Source organism: Citrobacter sp. S46_ASV_140 (assembly GCF_018919545.1).
Taxonomy (GTDB): domain Bacteria; phylum Pseudomonadota; class Gammaproteobacteria; order Enterobacterales; family Enterobacteriaceae; genus Citrobacter; species Citrobacter braakii.
The window spans coordinates 1-22,076 of record NZ_JAHLRC010000050.1 but is presented as its reverse complement, the minus strand read 5'-3'; the positions used below and the strand labels follow the sequence as shown (position 1 = coordinate 22,076).

General features: G+C 51.8%; 23 protein-coding genes and 1 tRNA gene. 8 read left to right on the top strand and 16 right to left on the bottom strand.

The features are described from left to right. The first annotated feature begins 2 nt into the window (after window positions 1-2). Entirely contained in the window at window positions 3-770 is a 768-nt protein-coding gene (locus KQJ19_RS14000; RefSeq protein WP_216403772.1) for an amidohydrolase, read from the top strand. A gap of 177 nt (window positions 771-947) precedes the next feature. Further along, complete coding sequence (locus tag KQJ19_RS13995; RefSeq protein WP_216403770.1) at window positions 948-1,358, top strand: Spy/CpxP family protein refolding chaperone; 411 nt, start codon at window positions 948-950, stop codon at window positions 1,356-1,358. Between the two features lie 15 nt (window positions 1,359-1,373). On the opposite strand, the gene KQJ19_RS13990 is transcribed toward KQJ19_RS13995, so the two are convergent. The 9 genes from KQJ19_RS13990 to KQJ19_RS13950 form a co-directional block, all read right to left on the bottom strand. Further along, the gene (locus KQJ19_RS13990; RefSeq protein WP_046275742.1) at window positions 1,374-2,093 is read right to left on the bottom strand and encodes an EAL domain-containing protein; all 720 of its coding nucleotides are present in this window, start codon (window positions 2,091-2,093) and stop codon (window positions 1,374-1,376) included. Between the two features lies 1 nt (window position 2,094). Beyond that, on the bottom strand, window positions 2,095-3,762 hold the full coding sequence (locus KQJ19_RS13985; RefSeq protein ID WP_216403769.1) for an O-antigen ligase family protein: 1,668 nt from the start codon (window positions 3,760-3,762) through the stop codon (window positions 2,095-2,097). A 1-nt stretch (window position 3,763) separates the two neighbouring features. Further along, window positions 3,764-4,306 (bottom strand): fimbrial protein, encoded by a 543-nt coding sequence (locus KQJ19_RS13980; RefSeq protein ID WP_216403768.1) that lies wholly within the window; start codon window positions 4,304-4,306, stop codon window positions 3,764-3,766. Between the two features lie 9 nt (window positions 4,307-4,315). Further along, window positions 4,316-5,380, bottom strand: a complete 1,065-nt coding sequence (locus KQJ19_RS13975; RefSeq protein ID WP_131405625.1) for a fimbrial protein — start codon at window positions 5,378-5,380, stop codon at window positions 4,316-4,318. Beyond that, window positions 5,377-5,982, bottom strand: a complete 606-nt coding sequence (locus KQJ19_RS13970) for a fimbrial protein (protein ID WP_019076065.1) — start codon at window positions 5,980-5,982, stop codon at window positions 5,377-5,379. The genes KQJ19_RS13975 and KQJ19_RS13970 overlap by 4 nt, the downstream gene beginning before the upstream one ends. 12 nt (window positions 5,983-5,994) lie before the next feature. Then, complete coding sequence (locus tag KQJ19_RS13965) at window positions 5,995-6,771, bottom strand: fimbria/pilus periplasmic chaperone (RefSeq protein ID WP_046275745.1); 777 nt, start codon at window positions 6,769-6,771, stop codon at window positions 5,995-5,997. Window positions 6,772-6,797: 26 nt separating this feature from the next. Further along, entirely contained in the window at window positions 6,798-9,269 is a 2,472-nt protein-coding gene (locus KQJ19_RS13960; RefSeq protein WP_216403767.1) for a fimbria/pilus outer membrane usher protein, read from the bottom strand. Between the two features lie 41 nt (window positions 9,270-9,310). After that, window positions 9,311-9,859, bottom strand: coding sequence for a fimbrial protein (locus KQJ19_RS13955; RefSeq protein WP_019076063.1), 549 nt, complete (start codon window positions 9,857-9,859; stop codon window positions 9,311-9,313). A gap of 69 nt (window positions 9,860-9,928) precedes the next feature. Continuing rightward, complete coding sequence (locus KQJ19_RS13950; protein WP_016155749.1) at window positions 9,929-10,477, bottom strand: fimbrial protein; 549 nt, start codon at window positions 10,475-10,477, stop codon at window positions 9,929-9,931. A 749-nt stretch (window positions 10,478-11,226) separates the two neighbouring features. Between KQJ19_RS13950 and KQJ19_RS13945 the strand changes: the two genes are divergently transcribed. Together KQJ19_RS13945 and KQJ19_RS13940 are read left to right on the top strand one after the other, a co-directional pair. Next, entirely contained in the window at window positions 11,227-11,910 is a 684-nt protein-coding gene (locus KQJ19_RS13945; protein WP_225622992.1) for a winged helix-turn-helix domain-containing protein, read from the top strand. A gap of 1 nt (window position 11,911) precedes the next feature. After that, a complete protein-coding gene (locus KQJ19_RS13940; RefSeq protein ID WP_016155747.1) occupies window positions 11,912-12,430 on the top strand; it encodes a hypothetical protein in 519 nt (172 codons plus the stop codon). A 155-nt stretch (window positions 12,431-12,585) separates the two neighbouring features. Here KQJ19_RS13940 and KQJ19_RS13935 read toward each other — a convergent pair. Together KQJ19_RS13935 and dnaQ are read right to left on the bottom strand one after the other, a co-directional pair. Continuing rightward, window positions 12,586-12,662: transfer RNA gene (locus KQJ19_RS13935), tRNA-Asp, on the bottom strand. A gap of 134 nt (window positions 12,663-12,796) precedes the next feature. Continuing rightward, window positions 12,797-13,525 (bottom strand): DNA polymerase III subunit epsilon, encoded by a 729-nt coding sequence (gene dnaQ, locus KQJ19_RS13930; RefSeq protein WP_029139417.1) that lies wholly within the window; start codon window positions 13,523-13,525, stop codon window positions 12,797-12,799. Between the two features lie 64 nt (window positions 13,526-13,589). On the opposite strand from dnaQ, the gene rnhA reads away from it, so the two are divergent. Next, the gene (gene rnhA / locus KQJ19_RS13925) at window positions 13,590-14,057 is read left to right on the top strand and encodes a ribonuclease HI (RefSeq protein ID WP_016151805.1); all 468 of its coding nucleotides are present in this window, start codon (window positions 13,590-13,592) and stop codon (window positions 14,055-14,057) included. Here rnhA and KQJ19_RS13920 read toward each other — a convergent pair. Further along, on the bottom strand, window positions 14,054-14,776 hold the full coding sequence (locus KQJ19_RS13920) for a class I SAM-dependent methyltransferase (RefSeq protein ID WP_047498505.1): 723 nt from the start codon (window positions 14,774-14,776) through the stop codon (window positions 14,054-14,056). The genes rnhA and KQJ19_RS13920 overlap by 4 nt on opposite strands. 33 nt (window positions 14,777-14,809) lie before the next feature. On the opposite strand from KQJ19_RS13920, the gene gloB reads away from it, so the two are divergent. Beyond that, window positions 14,810-15,565: a hydroxyacylglutathione hydrolase gene (gloB, locus tag KQJ19_RS13915; RefSeq protein WP_075846672.1), complete on the top strand. Its 756-nt coding sequence runs from the start codon at window positions 14,810-14,812 to the stop codon at window positions 15,563-15,565. 71 nt (window positions 15,566-15,636) lie between these two features. Continuing rightward, window positions 15,637-16,995 (top strand): murein transglycosylase D, encoded by a 1,359-nt coding sequence (gene mltD / locus KQJ19_RS13910; protein WP_216403766.1) that lies wholly within the window; start codon window positions 15,637-15,639, stop codon window positions 16,993-16,995. A gap of 49 nt (window positions 16,996-17,044) precedes the next feature. On the opposite strand, the gene KQJ19_RS13905 is transcribed toward mltD, so the two are convergent. The 3 genes from KQJ19_RS13905 to KQJ19_RS13895 all read right to left on the bottom strand — a co-directional run bounded on the left by KQJ19_RS13905 (window position 17,045) and on the right by KQJ19_RS13895 (window position 19,999). Next, window positions 17,045-17,815 carry a class I SAM-dependent methyltransferase gene (locus tag KQJ19_RS13905; protein WP_049271174.1) on the bottom strand — a complete coding sequence of 257 codons (771 nt, stop codon included), beginning with the start codon at window positions 17,813-17,815 and terminating at the stop codon, window positions 17,045-17,047. A gap of 76 nt (window positions 17,816-17,891) precedes the next feature. Next, complete coding sequence (locus tag KQJ19_RS13900; protein WP_047498513.1) at window positions 17,892-18,692, bottom strand: endonuclease/exonuclease/phosphatase family protein; 801 nt, start codon at window positions 18,690-18,692, stop codon at window positions 17,892-17,894. 131 nt (window positions 18,693-18,823) lie between these two features. Further along, entirely contained in the window at window positions 18,824-19,999 is a 1,176-nt protein-coding gene (locus KQJ19_RS13895) for an MFS transporter (RefSeq protein ID WP_216403765.1), read from the bottom strand. A 104-nt stretch (window positions 20,000-20,103) separates the two neighbouring features. Between KQJ19_RS13895 and yafC the strand changes: the two genes are divergently transcribed. Beyond that, window positions 20,104-21,018 (top strand): DNA-binding transcriptional regulator YafC, encoded by a 915-nt coding sequence (gene yafC / locus KQJ19_RS13890; RefSeq protein ID WP_016155740.1) that lies wholly within the window; start codon window positions 20,104-20,106, stop codon window positions 21,016-21,018. A gap of 20 nt (window positions 21,019-21,038) precedes the next feature. On the opposite strand, the gene dkgB is transcribed toward yafC, so the two are convergent. Next, window positions 21,039-21,842 (bottom strand): 2,5-didehydrogluconate reductase DkgB, encoded by an 804-nt coding sequence (gene dkgB, locus KQJ19_RS13885; protein ID WP_019076057.1) that lies wholly within the window; start codon window positions 21,840-21,842, stop codon window positions 21,039-21,041. Between the last annotated feature and the right edge of the window lie 234 nt (window positions 21,843-22,076).

Here is a 22,076-nt window from a genome sequence, read left to right as displayed (position 1 = left end):
CTGTGTCTGGTTTGAAGATTACTCTCTTGCAACAATCTTTGGTCTGGATGGATGGTCCGGCTAACCTGCGCCATTTCGACCGCCAACTGGAAACCGTCACCGGACGTGATGTCATTGTGTTACCTGAAATGTTTACCAGCGGATTTGCCATGGAAGCGGCAAGCAAATCGCTGCCGCAGGAAGAGGTTGTCAGTTGGATGCGCACTAAGGCGCAACAGACGAACGCCCTTATAGCAGGCAGCGCTGCTCTCCTGTCTGAACGTGGCCCAGTAAACCGCTTTTTGCTGGTCGAACCCGAAGGTAATGTCCATTTCTATGACAAGCGCCATCTGTTCCGCATGGCGGATGAACATCAACATTATCAGGCGGGTGACGCGCGGGTTATTTTTGAATGGCGCGGCTGGCGCATTCTGCCGTTGGTCTGTTATGACCTGCGTTTTCCAGTATGGTCGCGCAACCGCAACGATTACGACCTGGCATTGTATGTCGCCAACTGGCCGGCGCCGCGTTCGCTACACTGGCAGGTTCTGCTCACCGCACGGGCAATTGAGAACCAGGCTTATGTAGCAGGATGTAACCGCGTAGGTACTGATGGTAACGGCAATCATTATCGCGGTGACAGCCGGATGATTAATCCGCAAGGGGAGATTATTGCCACCGCCGAGCCGCATCAGGCTACGCGCATTGACGCTGAACTGTCACTCTCGGCGCTGCGCGAGTACCGCGAGAAATTCCCCGCCTGGCAGGACGCTGACCCGTTCACGCTGTAGATATCGCCTTCTTCCCGCTGCACAACGTTTTCCGTAGCGGGATTGTTTCACTCCGTAACCAACCGCAAAACAAATTCGCGTGGCGACGTGCTTCGGGCATCGTATTCTGCAAAGGATAATCACTCGTCACCAGCGAGTGACAGACAATGTTAATAATTCCCTTATCAGGATCCCGAAATGAAGAACTTCGTACGCATGACTTTGCTGGCGGCAACCGTGGCTGGCGCTTCTTTTAGCACGCTTGCAGCAAACGTATCCAATGTACCCGCACCAGCTCAGGACCCGGTAGTTCAGCACCTTAAACTGAGCACTGACCAGGTTGCGCAGATTAAAAAACTGCACCAGCAGCTTGAAACCAACGTTAGCAAGATATCGGTGAAGGATGTTAAAGACGGCGCGTTGATTGACGTCATCAAGTCCGGGAAATGGGATGAAGCCGCCGTCAAAAAACAGCTTTCCGCGTTCAGCAATATCGAACAGCAGGCGCGTTATTACCGCGTGAAATACTATTTCGACCTGAACAAAGTACTGACCCCAGAACAGCGCCAGCAGGTGCAAAAAGATATCGCACAGACGCTGAGCGAATAATGACCATGGCCTGAATCAGCAATGATTCAGGCTTTTCGGTAATACTTCCTGCTCGAACAAAAATCCCTGCACAGCATCTGCGCCGCTCATACGGCAAATGGCGTAATCCTGCGGCGTTTCCACCCCCTCGATCACAACCCGTTCTCCCAGCCCGCGAAATTGATTGACCAGTACCCTCAACTGCCACTCCGACGTCCTGAACTGATGAAACATTCCGCTTTCAATTTTGATGGCATCGAAACGGATGCCAGACAGTCGCCAGACAAAAAATAGCTCAGGCGAAACATCATCCAGCCACACGCGAAACCCGTGACGCACCAAGGTTTTAACGGCAATGCATACGGCCTGCTGTTCTGCCTTTTCCAGTCGCATCATGGTGCCAGGATCCTGTATTTCGATAACAATCCGCCCCTGATGCGCCTGCCGGGCGAGCTGCGCAATCCACGACAGACAGGTCAGCATCCTGACGGATAAATTCAGCGAATAACTTCCTGAGAGTGCCAGTACCTGCCGCATTTGCCACAGAAATAGCTGCTGTTTTGCGGTGATGGAAAGGTGCTTGAAAAAAAGATCGAGCGGTAGCGGCGTGCGTACCTGACTTAACACCTCACAGACATCCAGCGATGCATCATCAAAAAAATGGATGCGCTGCAAACGGATCCCGGTGATCCGCAGCAGCTCGGCGTTGCGGGGAAGCTCTGGCCCATGGCGGGTCTGTTCGCTGAATCTGTTCATATCATTCCATTTTTTGATTGAAAGGACGTCGTGCATCCTGCAGCCACGGGATACGACGATCGTTCGGGTATGTCAGGTAAAAGCGCGTCGCCAGACGATGCGCCTCAGGTAGGTCGCGCTGCTGTAACGCCAGCAAGATTTGCGTGAAGGAGACATTCGGGTCTGGGTGAACACGCACATAGTCAGGCGCCCAGCGGCGAACCGCTTCCAGCCAGCGAGCGTCCCGGGTACGCTGATACCGTTGCAGATACCCCATCTGCACATCAAACCGGTAGCGAGGGGCAAGGAGCCAGCCTCCTACCGGGAGCGACTCGGCCAGACGCCACTGCGCTGACTGTCGCTCCGCCAGCGTCAACTGCTGTTGCGTGTGCAGTGAGAGAAGCAACAATGGCGTGAAGGTTAAAAACGAGATCAATGCCAGCGCACGAATCAGCGACGTCGACGTAAGCGTCAGACGAGCCCCTTTTAGCGGGCTATCTGCACAACGAAGCAACAGGACCAGCAGTAACCAGTGTGGTGTTGACTGCCTGACGGGGTATTCCGTCAACATATGAATAACCACCGGCAGCGCCGCCACCAGACAAGCGCGACGCCAGCAATTTCCGTGCATCCACAGCCAGAAGCCCCCCGTAATAAAGCACAGCGCCCCCGCCAGCCCAACCAGGCCGCCCTCCACCAGCCACAGCACCAGCTCATTGTGCGGATGCGAGATGCTGCTCAGCTCCAACGGCCCCGCGCGTTCGAGAAACACGGCGGCAAAACTGCCCACGCCCCACCCCGTCCACGGGCGTTCGGCAAATAATGCCAGTGACGTTTTAAGCACCGTCCAGCGCACCTGGGAAGTGGTCAGGTGATCGACTGTAGCAACGGACAAAAAATGGCGAGCAAGCGTGCCCGCCACCATGCCTAACGCCAGCGGCAGCAAAAGTAACAACAACATACGGCGTTGTGCCGGGAAAACCACCAGCAGCAAGACTTCACCTACCACCACAGACACATAGCCGGTTTGCGACTGGGATTCATGCAGCACAAAGCCCATCATCACCAGGGCAATCCCGATGACAATTCGATATCTGTCGCGTAGCCGTAAAAAGAGCGGAGCTGACAGCAGCACACCAGATGCAGTGAAGCTGGCCATCAGATTGACCTGCTGAAAAATACCGTAGGGCCGCGTACCGCGTCGCCAGGGAAACTCCCAGTAATCAACACCCGGCAAATGCCAGTACTGATACAAAAACGCCAGACATTCGATGACGCACGCCCCCCATAGCAGAGTCAGCAGTACCGTCAGGGTGTTTGCCGCAAGCGGAATCTGTAATGTCACCAGATAGACGAGCACGCCTCCCAGCAGCGCCCCTGCGACCAGTTGCGCCTCGAACTGCCAGACGCCAGGCGTCAACAGACAAAGCAGCGTCAGGATGAGCGACCCCATCGAAAAAACCGTGGCGGGGACAGTGATGCGCCAGCGTTGACGAGGAACCAGCACTGATGCGCTTGCAGCCAGCACAACGGCATAAATCCAGCTCGTAATATTAAGCGGCAACGACAGACCGCTGCCGCCGTTATTCGGCCAGTAGAGATGCATTACCCCACACCAGAAAAACAGACTAATAACGAGCAATAATTTCTGCGCAGGCAGCGGGGCAATACGATTCAGTGCGTTCATCATGCTACTGGTAGTTCAGTGTCCAGGTCCCGCTGGCGCTGAACGGACCGTATTCGAGAGACTGATTTTTTATCGCCGACGGCTCTGCTGCGACCCACGCCCAAAAATTTAGCGTCATCGAGCCTGCAGTTATCTCTTTGACTGACGTGCTCTCATCAAGGCGGATTGCCGTGCCGTCCTCTTCGCTCATCCCAATACCGATCCCTGTCGCGCCACTCTGTTCACTGCTATCCAGCGCCAGATGATCGTCCAGTTCAGCATCCTCACTACCACTGAAAGTGACCGAGATCCCGCGAAAAACCTCGGGGTTGCAGTCGCGTAGCTGAATGCTGAATTTTTCCGGCTTACTGCGCCCCGAAAGATAGAGATCCTGCGTCGCGATTTGCCCGAAATCGACCTCGATTTTGTCGCCTCCTGGTGCCAGGCTGCAGGCCAGCGCTCTGATAGTGCCGTGAAAATACATATCACCGCCGACCAGTTTGGTGTCGGCCTGCACCATGCCGCCAAGCAGTAACACGCCGATCGCGAATAACGCCGAACATCTCATGGCATCCCCCTACTGAAACTGCGCAACAACGGTGGCAGAGGCTTCAAACTCACCTTCCTTAACGCTTCCCACGCCCGGCTTTGCCACCGGTGCAGCGGTGAGATTCCAGTCGCCCTGATTCTGGTAAAAACCTTTCACGTTATAGAATTGATTGGGCACGACGGTGCCACCGCTCTCGTCTTTAAGCATAATGCCGAGATCGTCGCGCTTTTGTCCGCCGCTCAGCGTGCCGAGGAGATGATCGTTGAACCCTGCCGTGCCTGACGCCGTGGTAGTTTGCACGCCAAGATTAATGTTCAGCGCGCCCTGATCGAAGCTGCCGCCTTCACAAACAACATGAATGGGGATCGACTTGCTGTAGTTAGTGCCATTGAGCCGGGCAGCGGATCCTGGCAGATCGCCAAACTCAATGCTGATTTTGTCTCCCCGGTTGAAGGTGCATTTGTCCGGTACGGTAATCAGCCCGGATTTAATCACCACACGGGAAATCGCCGTAGTGGGCGTAGGTCCCGCGCTCCCCATGCGCCCGGCTACCTCCACCAGCGATTGGGAAGTGATATTGATGCCGTTGATAATGGGTTTAGTGACAATAAACGTCACTTTCCCTTTTGAACCACTTTCAACGTTAGTGGCGCGCGTGTAGCCCTTGCGCTTTTTGCAAGTGTTATTGCTGTTGCGGTTTGAAACGTTGGTAAAAGGCGCCTGAACATACCGTTTATAGCCCCCGGCAACCCACACCTGCACTTCCACATCCAGATACTCATTTAGACGAAAACGGTTCGCCCCCTGATTTGAAGGCGGCATCGTAGTCGTGGTGGTGTAGTAAATCGGCGACCGGGAGATGTCAGCCTGCTCGCAATAGAAATTCACCACATACCAACTGCCCAGATTCCAGGTAAACGGATCCGTTCTGCCACCCACGTGGTTTTTACTGACATCCAGCGAACTCAGTTCGATATCGTACTGATGCGGCGACCCGCCCTCCGGCTCACCTTCCCCCTGTGTAAATGCCTGCCCGGCCAGTGGACAGCCAGCCAGGGCAACCCACAACAGCGCTTTGCGTAATACGCTCATAGATACTCCAGCTTAAGTCTCACCAGGCCGTTAAATTCTCCGGCAGTCACCTCTGGCCCAAAAGATTCCAGCGTGGCCAGAAAGTGAATGGCGTTATCGCCTGGTTTGAGGATCCACATCCGTTGCGGTTGGTTCAGATGGATCAGCTGATTACGCTCGGTCAGTAGCCGAATGCCCGCGCCGCGCACATCACCACGAATACGCCCCAGGTCACTGTTTTCCGGCGCGCCTTCGGCCATCAGCGTCATAGAAACGCCACGTTCCACCGTGCTGTGCGCCAGCTCAGGCATTTCGCTGGTCTGCCCGGGGAAATCCCTCAGGGTATGACCAGAGCCCTTTAAGCAGCCGTTCAGGTACAGCGTGACCAACACCGGTTCGCTGCGATCGCCGCCCTGGCGAAACCGACTGGCGGAAATATCACCAAGATTGATGGTCTGATCGCGTGAGGCCATATCCAGCACGCACGGCGACACATAGACCCGGCCATGAAAGCGGACGTTGCCATACTCACCGGACACGTTGCTCATATCCTGGCGGCCGCTGGTGGCCTGAACCTGCCAGGCCATGCCCGCCATCAGCAGGGCGCAAAGCATCTTTTTCATTTACGATTCCTGTTACCGGGGCTGTTGCTCCATCGGCAATGCTTTACATACATTGCCTGTGCAGCTGAATTTCAGTTCGGGATGACCGCCAAAATCGTTCACGTACATCATGCTGAACTGGCTGACGCTGCCGTCCGTGACGCTGAAATCGAGAGAGGATTTTGGTGAGACCATAACGCCGGGGAAGTCGGTCAATCTGCCGCCTCCCTGCGCTTCTGGCTTGCGGCTTAAGCCGATTAAGGTGACGAAGTAAGGCGTTGGGTTATCCACACTCCAGCGCTGGCCCTGCTTGTGAAAGACCAGTTGGTTTTGCCACACGGCGCCCGGCGTTTCCGGCACAATGGCGGCCGGACGGTAGAACAATTTGATGCGCGACTGCATCGCCAGTTGCAGCACGTTCGGCTTATCCGGTTTAGGCGGAATTTCACGTACGTTCAGGTAGAACAAGCTCTCGCGATCCTGCGGCAGGGCGTTGATCCCGCTGGTTTTCGTCACGCGGGCAATTCCCTTTTGCCCGCCGTTAATTCGTTGCAGCGGCGGTAAGACCATCAGCGGCGAGGTAATTTTTGTTCCGTTGGCATCTTCCACCCACGACTGAGCCAGAAACGGAATGCTCGGGCTGGTATTGGTTAAGTTCGCACTGACTGAGCGCGCATCACCAGTGATGATCATGCGGGTACGGTCGAGCGCAATACCCGCCCATGAGGTGTTGATCTCTGCAATCAAAAGCAGGCCACAGGCCACGGGTTTAAGCCAACGCTGCACGGAGTAAAAAGCTTGATTATTCATGACAAAATTCATTCAGGTTATTGAAATTATTCACAAGGCAACAGCACGTTACCTTCCGGGTTGATTTGTTGTGGCACCTGTAAGTGGCACTGCGCACGGCCAGCCCAGGCAACGGAAAGACGCTCAGCCGGATTCACACCCGCAATCCAGGCCATACCGTTTTCCATTACCATGGCGACGCTAACGCCGTTAGCGTTAAACACTTCGGCGCCAAACGGCGGTACCGAACCATCCTTCAGGCGCAGCAGCGCCATCATTTTTTGCCCCTGCGCCACGGCAAAATGCTGGTAGCCAATCGCACCTTCCGTCAGGGTGTTGGTCACGATGGCTTTAGTCGCGGAAATGTCCTCGTCCATTGCGTCCACATCGATACGGGTATCAAAGCTGTGATAGCTAACGACGTCCGGTACGACAGCAATACCGAAGCGGTTTGAGTGCGCCTGTTCGCCGTTCAGCGGCACGTTCGCCACCCCGTCGGTATCAACCATCACCCTGGCGGTATTCATCGACGCCTGGCTGTTGTGCAGCGCCGCACCGTGACGCGTCGCGGTAAAGCCGCCGCGCATCGTGCCGCCAACGGAGAAATAACGTGATTGCTGCCAGCTGACGTTAGATTCCAGTTCCGCCATCATGCTGCGGTGCTTGTAATAGCCATCAAACGCCGTACGCCCTTCACCGGAAACCCCTGTGCGCAAACGCCACGGATTGTTACGGTCGCGGTTATCGGAATACGAAACCATCTGGCTGGTCTGGTTGCCGCTGTTCTGCAATTCGTAATCCATAGAGCGGCCATCGCTCCATGGCACCGAGATTGAAAGCGAAAGACTGTCGTCTCGTTTGCCCTGATACTCAGAGCGGTAAGCCGCAACGTTGGCGCTGATCCCCTGGATGCCAGCAAATGAAAAGCTGTGCCCCATCGATAATCCGTAACGATCCTGGGAACCGCGATCCCAATAGTTCTGGTGGGTATAGGTCAGGTACAGCGTGGTCGCTAATAGTGGGTCGTCAGCAAAGAAGGTTTTGTTGCCGGTGATGGTGTACATCTCTTTTTCGTTGCCGGCACTGTTGTTATTTTCATACTGCTCGTCGAGAAACTGCGAGAAAGTGCGGAAGTTACGCTGTGAGAAGCGGTAACCGGCAAAGGTGATGGCACTGTTGTACTCATCAAAAGTTTTGGCGTAGCTGAGCTTAAAAGACATGCCTTTTTGTTCAGCCTGATGCTTTACCCGACTCACGGATTGCGTCGCATCAGCCGACAGCGCCCCCAGCCAGCTCAAGTCCCGCCCAATCCCCATCGACCAGGCGTTATAGCGTTCGCCAGTGAGCAGCGCGCCGCCGTACAGCGACCACGCATTGCTGACCCCCCATGAAAAATCACCGCTATAAAACGCAGGCCCCTGAACGTCGTGGTTATAACGCGATGGCTTCCCGACCGCGGCGTTGTAGCGCACATAGCCTGGGCGCGTCAGATAAGGAATATCGGCCGTATTGACCTGAAAAGTATGTACGCTGCCATCCTGCTCCTCGACGCGAACATCCAGCGTGCCGCGTACCGAACCGTGCAGATCCTGAATATTAAATGGACCTGCAGGAACGGTGGTTTGATAGATAACACGGCCCTGCTGACTGACGGTAACCTTCGCATTACTGCGGGCGATGCCGTGCACTTCAGGCGCGTAGCCCTGCAAATTCGGTGGCAACATACGCTCGTCGCTGGCGAGGTTAGCCCCGGTGAAACGCACCGAATCAAAAACCTGAGAATTCAGGTAGATTTCGCCGACCGTCAGTTTTGCAGCCTGCATCGGCAACGGTCGATATGCATAGATCTGATCCCAGTCGATACGGCCGCGATTATCATCCGAAGCGTAATTGGCCTGATACTGGCCACGAAATCGCCACGCGCCGAGGTTAAAACCTGTCTGCCCATAGCCAGACAGAGAGCGATAACGATCGCCGCCCTGTTCATAATGTGTGGCCTGGCCCGAGATGCTGTAGTCAAAAATCAGCCCCGCGACGCCGTTATCCCAGCGCTCCGGTGGCGTCCAGTCTGGATCGGTATATTTCATCCACGCCTGTGGCACGATAATGTCCAGTACGCCTGCGCTATTATTCAACGCCACACCCGGCAGGCGGGAAATGTCATAGCAGGTCGCGCTAATCGGATGAATATAGGCCAGCGCCTCTTCTTTGAGCGCCAGTAATTCGAGTTGTTGCGGGGTCAGACATGCCATGGATTTATGCGGGTTGGCAGGATCGACGATATAACGGATCGACTGCTGTGGAATCTCCTGGCTGTTAATACGAACATCCAGCAGATATTCTCCGGGAGTCACAAAGTTGCCTTCGGAAAAACGCTGCAAATCGACATTGTGCCTGTCGCTGGCATCCAGTACGTCGGTATTAAATTCAATGGCCTCATCCGCTTCAGCCCATGAAGAGGCACAGACCAGAGCAATAAAAAGCGCCAGACGTTTTTTATCTGTTTTCAGCGTGATCATTTTCGTTCGCAAACCTTCAGATACCCGAATTGCAGTGCAGCTCAGAGATAATTCACAACAAAATGCGTGACCGCAGTAAATTCGCCAGATGTCATTCTTCCGTCGCGGGAGATCAAATAAGCCGTAAAATTGAGCGTGTTTTTCCCTGGATTAAGCACATAGTCCGGTGATGGCTCACCCAGATGAATTTGCTGTCCGTTGCTGTCATATATTTCTATCGCTAAATTTTCAGTTTCCGATTGCACGCTTAGATAATCAGGATTGTCACTATCCGGTGCGCCAGAAAAGGTAATATTGGCGCGTTGAAACAGATTCCCGGGATGTTGAGAATCCCCTAATGAACATCCCAACAAATGAATGCTGAAATCATGCGCTGATACTTTCTCTGGTTTTCCGGAAATATCTCTGGCTGAGAGATCATCAAATTCAACCAGTAGCGACCGGTCGCGTGGATCGACATAACAGGCAGCCTCAATAATATTTCCGCGCATGCGCATTTTGCCGGGCGTACTGACAAGACGATTGGTGTCAGCCAAAACCCATGCAGGCGATATGAAGATAAAAAGCAGTAAAATTCGCCATCCAGGCATCACCGCATTTCCTTTCAGTTATTCGCAGGAAGGGTTAAGCAGGCGCGTTAATGCGCCTGCTGCAGATCGTTACTGGTAGTCGATCTGGAAATTAACGGTAGATTCGAAATCACCTGGGGTTACCGCGGCAGATGCGTTGTTTGCCTGCAGGTAAGCGACGAAATCAATGTCGGTTTCACCATCGGTAATGTTGACCTGAGAGGCGGCTTGGCCCCATTCCACGTCCTGGTTGCCACTGTCAATCATACCGATGCCCGCACCCTTTGCAGTACCAGAGGTGAATGCAGCCAGCGCGTTGTTGTCTGTATCAATCGTTGCCGGGGTATAAGTCACAGTGGCTGTTTTCGCGACGGTCGTATCACAGCCCTGCAGAACGATTTTGGCATGCTTAACGCCAGCACGTTGGTTGTCTTTTAACTGAGAAGTTGGGATCTCACCAAAATTAACCTGTACCGGGCTGGATTCTGGTGCCAGACCACATGCGGAATTAACCAGAGAACCGGTGAAGTGAATTTTACCGTTAGTCGGTTCGACATTTTTTGCAGCAAAAGCAGAAGAGGCAGTAAAAGTCATTCCCGCCATCAGCGCACAGGCCACAGCCACGTTTTTCATTTTCATATTACTACTTAACCTTATATCTGTTTTTTAGTTATTCCGAAGATCTATTTCCGCAGATAATTTATGTCCGGGAATCCTGATCTGCAGGTGGCGGTAGCGCATATCCTTGCAAACAATCCATCTCAAGCCGCCCCGTATTTTGAACTTCATTGGTATTCCATCCGAAATACCGTCCACAGTTGTTTACGCTGTTTCGGGGCTTATATTAAGTCGACGGGAAAATGACACAATGCAAAAATACGGTATTAATCAAACTCAGGGAATCATGTTGTCACACTGTCTGCACAGCGATCGTTTACCTAAAAAACCGCCAAAAATCACGACGTAGCCAGTGTTAATATCTATCATTCAGCATTTTTATAGAGTTTTTATCTATCAACTATTTTTTTATTTAGCCAGAACAACAGGCAAAATGTATTTATGAAATTTTTGTAAAAATGAAATTGGATATCAAAAGCGAGTAATGACAATAAGATAGTGAAAGAGAGGAAGGAGAAAAGAGGATTCTATAAGAGATATTAAAATATTGTTATATAAATATTAATAAAGCGATCTATGGTACAACCATTTTTTATAAATGAATTATGTTATGCTATTGCTTCACCCACTCGAATGCGAGATATCCTGCTTTAAAGGAGACATCAGTGATTTCTCATATACCAATAAACAAAATTAAATCCGTAATTATTGGTGATGGCTTAGTTTTCAGACCACATAAAAATACCCTAAAAGACCTGGCATCTGGTGAAATGGCCACATTGAATAATGTGGCAACACAATTACTGCTCTATTTGTTGCAAAATGGTAAAGAGATATCCTCGCGTGATGAAATTCTGCTGAATGTTTTTCAGCATAATGGCGCCAGAGCGACGGATGCGAATCTCAATCAGCACATTTCATTTCTGCGCAAAGCAATAACGTCTACGGGTCATCCTGCAGAACTCATCGTCACAATTCCGCGGATGGGATTTCGGATGGGCGACGTTAATATCAATATTCAGCAACTGGAAGAAGCGCAAGCTCCCGCCAGAATTGCCAATGTTGCATCGACGCTCAACAAAAAGAAACAAAGCCGTTGGCCTGTCGCGATAACCGCGTTAATTACCGGTATCGCCGTGCTGGCGACAGCGTGGTTAACATGGATTCCCAATGAAATCGCCATGACGGACGCGACTATCCTGCGGACTATCGACTATGAACAATGCCGTGTACATATATTAGGAAACGCCCTCACCGATACCATAACCGAAAAGAAAGCGCTGGATATTTTCAAGTCCGTGGGCATTAACCCCGACTGTTCGTACCCAAAAGATCTGTATCTCAATACCTGGGCGAGCAACCATAATCTGGTTGAGTGGTCGTTTGCCGCTGAATGCGGGCTGAACCTCGGCTATTACCATTGCATCAGCCAGTATCGCCATCATGAGGAATGATATGAAGCAAGAAAGCGATCACTCTCCTTTACTATGGTCAGTCGTGATTGCCATTTTTGGGCTGGCGGCTATCGCTTTTTTTATTATCGCCGGGAATGCGAAAAAACAAGAAATCAGTTTTTCCTGCTCCTCGGAATTCACGTCGATACTCGACATCCAGGATACAAAAAAGGTACTCCATGGAATAATGCTGATTACCAGCTACAACTCCGGACACCTTTCATTGTCAGTACAAGGGAAACTCAAAAGTGATGATGGCGAGTTTGCTGTGAACCGAAAACTGTTCTTTCGCTATGCCCGACCACTCGGCCATACCGCCGGTGTTTTCATGCTCACTCCCAACGGACGTGAAAAATCCCCCGATGATGAAGCAACGGATGCTGTCGATTATCTCTTCTTCGACGCTTACGAACGTGCCGACAAGCTGTATATGCTAAAGCACTTGAATGAAGAAACGGTGCTTATCGGCGATAACTTTTCCCCCCGCTTCGCCTGCGTGATGAATCACTTCGCAGGTTGATCTGCCCCTGGATATGCGTCGGGTTAAGGATGACCTGATGTGTTGCCTGCCCGATAGCACGGACGTGGTCGATAAAGTGTGATGATGAGATTATTATTGTGGCGGGCTAAAACGACGAAAGCCTGAATCATTTCTGATTCAGGCTTTCTGAATAGTGGCGGAATGGACGGGACTCGAACCCGCGACCCCCTGCGTGACAGGCAGGTATTCTAACCAACTGAACTACCACTCCGCGTTGTGTTCCGCTTGGGAACGAAGCGAATATTACGGATTGCCTCACGCCTCGTCAACGCTTTTTCTCACGTTTTTTAATCGTTTGCTGCAAAAATCACCCGAATGGTCATTTCCATACGGAAAACGTACAAACTATGCCCGCCAGAGGCAACTTCCGCCTTTTTTCTGCACCAGGTCAAGGCGCGACTCATGGGCCGCTAACTCTTCATCAGTGGCGAAAACAACGCGTAGTTTGCTGGACTGTCGCACAATACGCTGGATCCCCGTGTCATTCTGCTGCTGGCTGTCACCTTCCATTGAGAACGCCATCGTGGTCTGCCCACCGGTCATCATCAGATAAACGTCGGCCAGAATCTGGGCATCGAGCAATGCGCCGTGCAGGGTTCGCTTACTGTTGTCTATTTCATAGCGTGAGCATAACGCATCAAGGCTGTTGCGCTTGCCAGGAAACATTTTCCTCGCCAGCGCCAGGCTATCGGTAATTTTGCAGAATTCGTTTGTCTTCGGAATATCCCGCCTGAGCTTAGCGAATTCGTAATCCATAAAGCCGATATCAAACGATGCGTTATGGATGACCAGCTCCGCACCGCGGATGTAGTCGAGAAACTCATCGGCCACATCGGCAAACGTAGGTTTATCAAGCAGGAATTCGTCTGCGATTCCGTGTACACCAAACGCTTCCGGGTCCACCAGCCGATCCGGTTTCAGGTAAACGTGGAAGTTATTCCCGGTCAGGCGGCGGTTCACCACTTCAACCGCACCGATCTCAATGATCTTGTGGCCTTCGTAGTGGGCGCCAATCTGGTTCATACCGGTGGTTTCGGTATCGAGGACGATCTGTCGTGTAATTCCAGTGCTCATAACGGTCATTTATGTCAGACTTATCGTTTGATTTCGATTTGCTAAAACAGGAAGTCTACCAGAGATGCTTAAACAGGTAGAGATTTTCACCGATGGTTCTTGCCTGGGAAATCCAGGGCCAGGTGGTTATGGGGCGATTTTACGCTATCGCGGGCGCGAAAAAACCTTTAGCGAAGGCTACAACCTCACCACCAATAATCGCATGGAGCTGATGGCGGCAATCGTTGCGCTGGAAGCCCTGAAAGAACAGTGTGAAGTGATACTCAGCACGGACAGCCAGTATGTGCGCCAGGGCATTACGCAGTGGATCCACAACTGGAAGAAGCGCGGCTGGAAAACAGCAGATAAAAAACCAGTGAAGAACGTCGATCTGTGGAAACGTCTGGATACCGCGCTGGGGCCACATCAAATCAAATGGGAATGGGTTAAAGGCCATGCGGGCCATCCGGAAAACGAACGCTGTGATGAGCTTGCGCGCGCTGCTGCAATGCGTCCCACTCAGGATGATATTGGGTATCAGGCTGAGGCTTAAACGTCTGGTTTACGGTATTGCCGGGTTGCGCCAACGGCCTGGCGGATAGGCGTTTTGCTTTTATTTTGTTTCATCGGGTTGAGCGTAAGCGGAATGGTTCGCTTACGCGCAACCACCAGTTGCAAACAGCCCAGCGCAGGGATATGGGCGCTTAACATTTTCCCGCCCTTCTTGTTCCAGGGCAGGACATGAAAACGGCTGTAGTGCAGTACTTCAAAATTCAGCAATGAGAGCCAGTCCAACTGCCGCATGAGGGTAAACATCCGGCTGTTGTAGGGCGATGTTTTACGCAATACGGGCACCAGTTTACGCAATCCCATCAGACTTACCGGGTTAAAGCCGCTCAGAATCAACCAACCGTCATCAATAAGCACGCGATCGGCTTCATGCAGTAAGCGATGTGGATCGGAACACCACGGTAGCGTATGAGCCAACAAACAAACATCCACGGACTTATCGGCAAAGGGCAGATGTAAAGGATCGGCAGTCACCTGCATGGGAGCGCCTTGCAAAGAAACATTTACCTGATGAGAAACCGCGCACGCTTCAGAATTGATTTCTGCGCTTAAATTACCAATCTTAAGCAGATGAAATCCGTACATTTTTGCGAACCACGGGTTAAGCTGATGCTCCAGCGCCTGACGATAGTGTTCGCCCCAGGGCAAATCATCCCAACTAACGGGCGCTATGACAGTTTGAGGGATCCTTGCCGGTTTCATCACGACCTTCCGTTACGCATTGAGAGGTAATCTATGAATCTTAACAGTATTCCTGCATTTCAGGACAATTACATCTGGGTCCTGTCGAATAATGACAAACATTGTCTGATTGTGGACCCGGGTGAAGCAGCACCTGTTCTGAAAGCTATTGCAGAACATAACTGGGTTCCCGAGGCCATTCTGCTGACACATCATCATCAGGATCACGTGGGCGGCGTGAAAGAACTTCTGCAACATTTCCCACAAATCGCGGTATACGGACCGGCTGAAACGCAAGATAAGGGAACGACGCACATAGTCGAAGATGGCGATATTGCACTCGTTTTGGGGCATGAATTTACGGTAATTGCTACGCCGGGTCACACTTTAGGACATATCTGTTACTTTAGCCACCCTTACCTGTTTTGCGGCGACACGCTCTTCTCCGGTGGCTGCGGTCGGCTTTTTGAAGGCACAGCATCTCAAATGTATCAATCACTTAAAAAACTAAACGCACTTCCTGACGATACATTGATTTGTTGCGCACATGAGTACACATTAGCAAACATGAAGTTTGCCTTAAGCATTCTTCCGCACGATCCGTTCATAAATGAATATTATCGTAAAGTTAATGAGTTACGCGTAAAAAAACAAATGACACTGCCCGTAATTCTGAAAAATGAGCGACGAAATAATCTTTTTTTAAGAACGGAAGATATTGATTTAATTAATGAAATAAATAAAAAAACAATATTGCAACAACCTGAAGAGCGTTTTGCCTGGTTAAGGTCAAAGAAAGATACGTTCTGACAATTGCGGGTTGCCTTTTGAAAACTTCGCCGTTATGATCGGTCGTCTTTTAAGCAACTATTGACACACACATGAAGGCAAAAGCGATATTACTCGCCTCTGTCCTGCTTGTTGGGTGCCAGAATACTGGTAACGTCCAACAACACGCACAGAGCCTTTCTGCAGCTGGTCAAGGGGAAGCAGGAAAGTTTACAAGTCAGGCGCGATGGATGGACGACGGAACATCTATCGCTGCTGATCAAGATTTGTGGGCTTTCATTGGTGACGAGCTAAAGATGGGAATTCCGGAAAACAACCGGATTCGCGAACAGAAACAGAAGTATTTACGCAATAAGAGCTATCTCCACGATGTAACTTTACGGGCAGAGCCGTATATGTACTGGATAGCCGGGCAGGTTAAGAAACGTAACATGCCAATGGAACTGGTACTACTACCCATAGTGGAGAGCGCTTTTGATCCTCACGCAACGTCTGGCGCCAATGCCGCAGGTATTTGGCAGATCATTCCGAGCACGGGGCGCAATTATGGTTTAAAACAGACCCGCAGTTATGATGCACGTCGCGACGTTGTGGCTTCCACCACCGCCGCACTGGACATGATGCAGCGTCTGAACAAAATGTTTGATGGCGACTGGCTGCTGACCGTTGCTGCTTATAATAGCGGTGAAGGTCGTGTCATGAAGGCAATTAAAACGAACAAAGCCCGTGGTAAACCCACTGACTTCTGGTCGTTGCCATTGCCTCAGGAAACGAAGCTATATGTGCCAAAAATGCTGGCATTGAGCGATATACTCAAAAACAGCAAACGCTATGGCGTGCGTCTGCCAACAACAGACGAAAGCCGCGCGTTGGCACGTGTTCGCCTGAGTAGCCCGGTTGAAATGGCTCAGGTTGCCGATATGGCAGGTATTTCCGTCAGCAAGCTGAAAACCTTCAATGCAGGCGTGAAAGGCTCCACGTTGGGTGCCAGCGGTCCGCAATATGTGATGGTGCCAAAGAAGCATGCAGAGAAGCTGCGTGAGTCTCTGGCCTCAGGCGAAATTGCAGCCGTGCAGTCAACGTTGGTTGCGGATAACACGCCGCTGAACAGCCGCAGCTACAAAGTTCGCTCTGGCGATACGCTTTCTGGCGTCGCTTCACGTCTTGGCGTGAGCACCAATGACCTTAAGCAGTGGAATAATCTGCGCGGGTCATCGCTGAAAGTAGGCCAAAATCTGACGGTGGGCGCTGGTACCAGCGCACAGCGACTGGCGAACAACAGCGATAGCATCACCTATCGTGTGCGTAAAGGCGACTCGCTCTCGAGCATTGCCAAACGCCACGGGGTTAACATCAAGGATGTGATGCGCTGGAACAGCGATACGAACAATCTGCAGCCAGGCGATCAGCTAACGTTGTTTGTGAAAAACAACGGTATGCCGGACTCCTGATAGCATTGTAGAAATGAAGGCACTGGTTTCCCCCCAGTGCCTTTTTTATTTATCCCGCTTTATGTGCTTCAACCATTATCGTGTCGCTGGTAAACGAGCCATCTTCCTGTAACGCAAAATAGGCTTTCACTTCCGCAGAAGCACTTTGTTGGTATACACGGATAGCGTCGCTCAACGCTGCAGGCGTACGCATCCGCGCCACCCACGAACTGAACTCCAGCGGCAGACGATCGGTTAACAAGGTATCGGCAATCAGATTGGCGTCATTGATTAACGACAGCCATTCTCCGCTGGAATAGTTGCGTACGTGCGAGGTATCGCGTAACGCCTCCACAGTTTGCAACCAGATGTCACGTACAGGATGGCCTGGCGACATCACATCCATCACAATCAGCACGCCGCCGGGCTTCAGAACGCGGTTCACTTCTCGCAACGCACGCCCGACATCATGCCAGTGATGCGCGGAATAGCGGCTAATCACCACGTCAAATACGTTATCTTCAAACGGCAGGCTTTCAGCATAACCCTGCCGTGTGGCGATATTCTCCAGACCTCTGTCCTTTGCCGCTTCAGTGACCACGTCAAGCATCTGCGACGATAAATCATATGCCACTACCTGCTTTACGTATTGCGCGGCCACAAAGCTGGCGTGCCCCGCTCCGCATCCCATATCCAACACACGGGCCTGCGGAAATGCCAGCAACCTTTCCCCCAGACGTTGCAAGTCACGACCAGAGGCGTGCACCGCACTGGTTAAGTAGGCATTAGCCTGAGAGCCAAACTGTTTTTCGACGTTGTCATGATGAGAGCGTGTTGTCATTGTGTTGTCCTTCGGTTGTTGTGAAATATGAAGGGCAACCATCACAGGCCTGCCCTACGGCAGACCTGACACACCGTTATTGTTCAGGTTTGCCGGGACTGAATTCAACGAGTAGCGGGTTGTGGTCGGAGGCGCGGGTGACCAGCACAGAGGCCTCACTCACGTTCAGACCGCGATAGAACACAAAATCGAGAGGACGACCAAACGCGCGGCGGCGCTGATCGTCGGTAAAGCGCACCTGGCGCAGCGACATTTCACGCGCAAAGCGGTACAGCGCATTCATCCGTCGACGGCTCCAGGCATTAAAATCGCCGGCCATAATCACCGGACCGCTGTGATGAGCAATCTGATCGCCAATGGGAAGTAACTGCTTACTATAGACATCAACGCCAAGGCTAAAGTTAACCGCGTGGATATTCACCACCATTAACAACCGAGAGTCAGGCAACGGGTACACCGTCACCAGCGCCGATTTCGCCAGCCGTAAAATAGGCTCACGCTCGCGCAATGGGCAGCAGTAAACTGGATGGGCGGAGGAGAGTGTCATAACGCCAGAGGGGTGCTGAGGCAGCACAAAGGCGGGAACCTGGTCGGCAGCGAGATAGTTAGTGGTCGCAAACTGCACCAGTTCTGGCGTGGTTTGCGCTTCCTGCAATAACACCAGATGCGCATCTTTACCAAAATTCTTCAGCACCGACTGCCATTCTGCTCGCTGCTGTTTAAAAATATTCCATACCAGCACGCGAATGCGATCTTCACTGCTCAACGGTACGCCTGCGGGTAATGCCTGGCCAATATGCGCAAACGAGCCCGGCGGTAAAATCCGCTCGGCGGGTTGTCCGGCAACATAACGCATGGCATAGGTGTTTTTTCGCACTTTAGACTTTCAAACCTCTGTAACGTCAACCAGTCCGCAGCCGGACTGGTTCTTCTGTTATAGGGATTTTAGCACTCACTTTCAACGAACAATTGCAGTTTGTTTTGTAAGTAGGCGCTTACATCAATGATTTACCCTAGAGCAACGCGTGTGGACTTATCAAGACGGCCACTCAGCCCCATCAGCAGGAAAGCCACCAGAACAATAAGTGCGCCAATCCATGGTGTCTGCGCCAACCCATAATGCTCGACCGTTTGTCCGCCAATCACGGAACCCAGTGCAATACCAATGTTAAACGCTGCAATGTTCAGCCCTGACGCCACATCAACAGCATTGGGCGTAAATTGTTCCGCTTTCTGTACCACGTAGACCTGCAACCCCGGTACGTTACCGAAGGCAAAGATCCCCATCACCAGAATGGTAGCCAGCGCGGCGTACTGCGTGGAAGCCGTCAGTTGGAAGACCATCAGCAGAACAAACAGCGCGGCGAAAATGAATTTCAACGCAGGAACCGCACCATGCTTATCCGCCAGCTTACCGCCCCAGATATTGCCGATAGCGACTGATACGCCGTAACCCAGTAAGATCCAGCTTACCGCTACCGGGGAGAAGCCCGCCAGATCCTGCATCATCGGTGCCAGGAAGGTGAAAGCCGTGAACACACCACCGTAGCCCAATGCCGTAACGGCGTAAATCAGCAACAAACGAGGATGAGTCAGCACTTTCACCTGGTCGCGAATGCTGGCGGCCGCTCGACCTGGAATGTTAGCCGGGATCAGCAGTTGACTACTAATCAGCGCAATCACGCCTAACATTGATACTGCCAGGAAAGTCTCACGCCAGCCAAAGTGCTGGCCGATAAACGTACCCAGCGGCACGCCCGTGACCAACGCAACGGTTAAGCCACCGAACATAATAGCGATAGCGGAAGCCGCTTTTTCTTTTGGCACCAGACTTGTCGCGATAGTGGAACCAATCGAGAAGAATACGCCGTGAGCCAGCCCCGTCAGCAGACGGGCGACAATAAGTGTCATATACCCGGGTGCCTGCCATGCCAGTAAATTCCCCGCCGTAAACAGGACCATCAGCGCGACAAGCAGCTGTTTACGTGGCAGGCTTCCGGTCAGAGCGGTCAGCACTGGTGCGCCAATCGCCACACCCAGCGCATAGATTGAAACCAGCATCCCGGCTGAAGGTAACGAGATCGCCAGTTGTTGAGCGATGGTCGGCACCAGGCCAACAATCACAAACTCAGTCGTGCCAATAGCGAAGGCACTTATTGTTAGTGCAAATAAAGCGAGAGGCATAAATAACTCCGTAACATCAGTAATCAGATGACACGCAGTATGCCGGGATGCTTTAATAACAAAAATATCCAAAATCTCAATATAATTTTGCGTCAGGTGCAAAAATGAAAGCAACCTCTGAAGAACTTGCGATTTTTGTGGCCGTTGTGGAAAGCGGCAGCTTCAGCCGGGCGGCAGAACAACTCGGTCAGGCTAATTCCGCAGTCAGTCGGGCAGTAAAAAAGCTGGAGATGAAATTGGGTGTGAGTCTGCTTAATCGAACTACCCGACAGCTAAGCCTGACTGAAGAAGGAGAACGCTACTTCAGGCGTGTGCAGCAGATACTGCAAGAGATGGCAGCAGCAGAAACGGAAATCATGGAGTCGCGCAATACCCCGCGCGGCCTGCTGCGTATCGACGCGGCAACGCCGGTGATGCTGCATTTCCTGATGCCGCTAATCAAACCGTTCCGTGAGCGATATCCTGAGATGACGTTGTCTCTTGTCTCCTCAGAAACGTTCATCAATCTTATTGAACGAAAAGTGGATGTCGCAATACGAGCAGGTACGCTGACTGACTCAAGCCTGCGTGCGCGTCCGTTGTTTACCAGCTATCGTAAGATTATTGCCTCACCGGACTATATTGCCCGTTTTGGCAAGCCCGAGACCGTCGAACAGTTAAAGCAGCATCTGTGTCTGGGGTTTTCCGAACCCGTTTCACTCAATACCTGGCCGATTGCCCGTAGCGACGGACAGCTCCATGAGGTCGAATGTGGGATTTCTTCCAACAGCGGGGAAACGTTAAAGCAGCTTTGCCTGAGCGGCAACGGCATCGCATGTCTTTCAGATTATATGATTGATAAAGAGATCGCGCGGGGAGAACTGGTGGAGCTGCTGGCCGATAAACGTCTGCCAGTAGAAATGCCTTTCAGCGCCGTTTACTACAGCGATCGTGCGGTCAGTACACGCATTCGGGCATTTATAGACTTTTTAAGTGAGTATATAAGAACAGCTCCCGAAGGAGCTGTGAAAGAGGGTTAAAGGTACAGAGGGTCGGGCAATTAATCCCAATCAGGGGCCAGGCCTTCCGGGCTGACCAGACGATCGTTGCAGTCCAGTGCCGCGATCGCTTTTTTATCTTCAGTATCCAGATGCAGGTCCAGCGCCAGCAGGTTGCTTGCCAGGTTTTCACGCTTGGTAGATGAAGGGATCACGGAGTAACCTTCATCCATTGCCCATGCCAGAATAACCTGCGCCGGGGTCGCGTTATGTTTAGCGGCAATGCGTGCAATCACTTCATCTTTTAGCGCCTTACCGTAAGCCAGCGTCATGTAAGAGGTGATGTGGATACCGTGCGCTTTAGCCCAGTCAACCACCTTACGACTCTGCAGATACGGAGACAGCTCAATCTGGTTGGTCGCGATATTGTCTGCACCTACTGTAGCAATGGCTTTTTCCATCAGCGGAATAGTGAAGTTTGAGATACCAATTTCGCGAGTCAGCCCCTGCTCTTTCGCTTCAAGCAGCGCCTGCATAAACTCTTCAACGGATACCGCATCGCCCGGAGATGGCCAGTGGATCAGCGTCAGATCGACATAATCCGTACGCAGTTTCTTCAGACTTTCTTTCAGACTTGGGATCAGTTTGTCTTTGCTGAGATTTTCAATCCAGATCTTGGTGGTGATGTACAACTCGTTACGCGGTACGCCACTTTCGGCAATCGCCTGACCAACAGCCGCTTCATTTTCATAGATTTGCGCAGTGTCGACAGCACGGTAGCCCAGCTCAAGCGCCGTTTTGACAGAAGCGATAACCACGTCGTCTTTCAGGCGAAACGTACCTAAACCGAATGCAGGGATAGTCATAGAATTCCTCTTTTTAATCACTATGTTCGTTAACTGAGAGGATTATGACCATCAGTTCTTTGCCGAAAAAGAGTGAAAAATGCAGAGGATTTTTGCGGATTCAGCAATAATTAAATCGCTGGAAAAGAAAAAGCCCTGAGCGTTAGCTCAGGGCTCTTAATAAGTGGCGGAACGGACGGGACTCGAACCCGCGACCCCCTGCGTGACAGGCAGGTATTCTAACCAACTGAACTA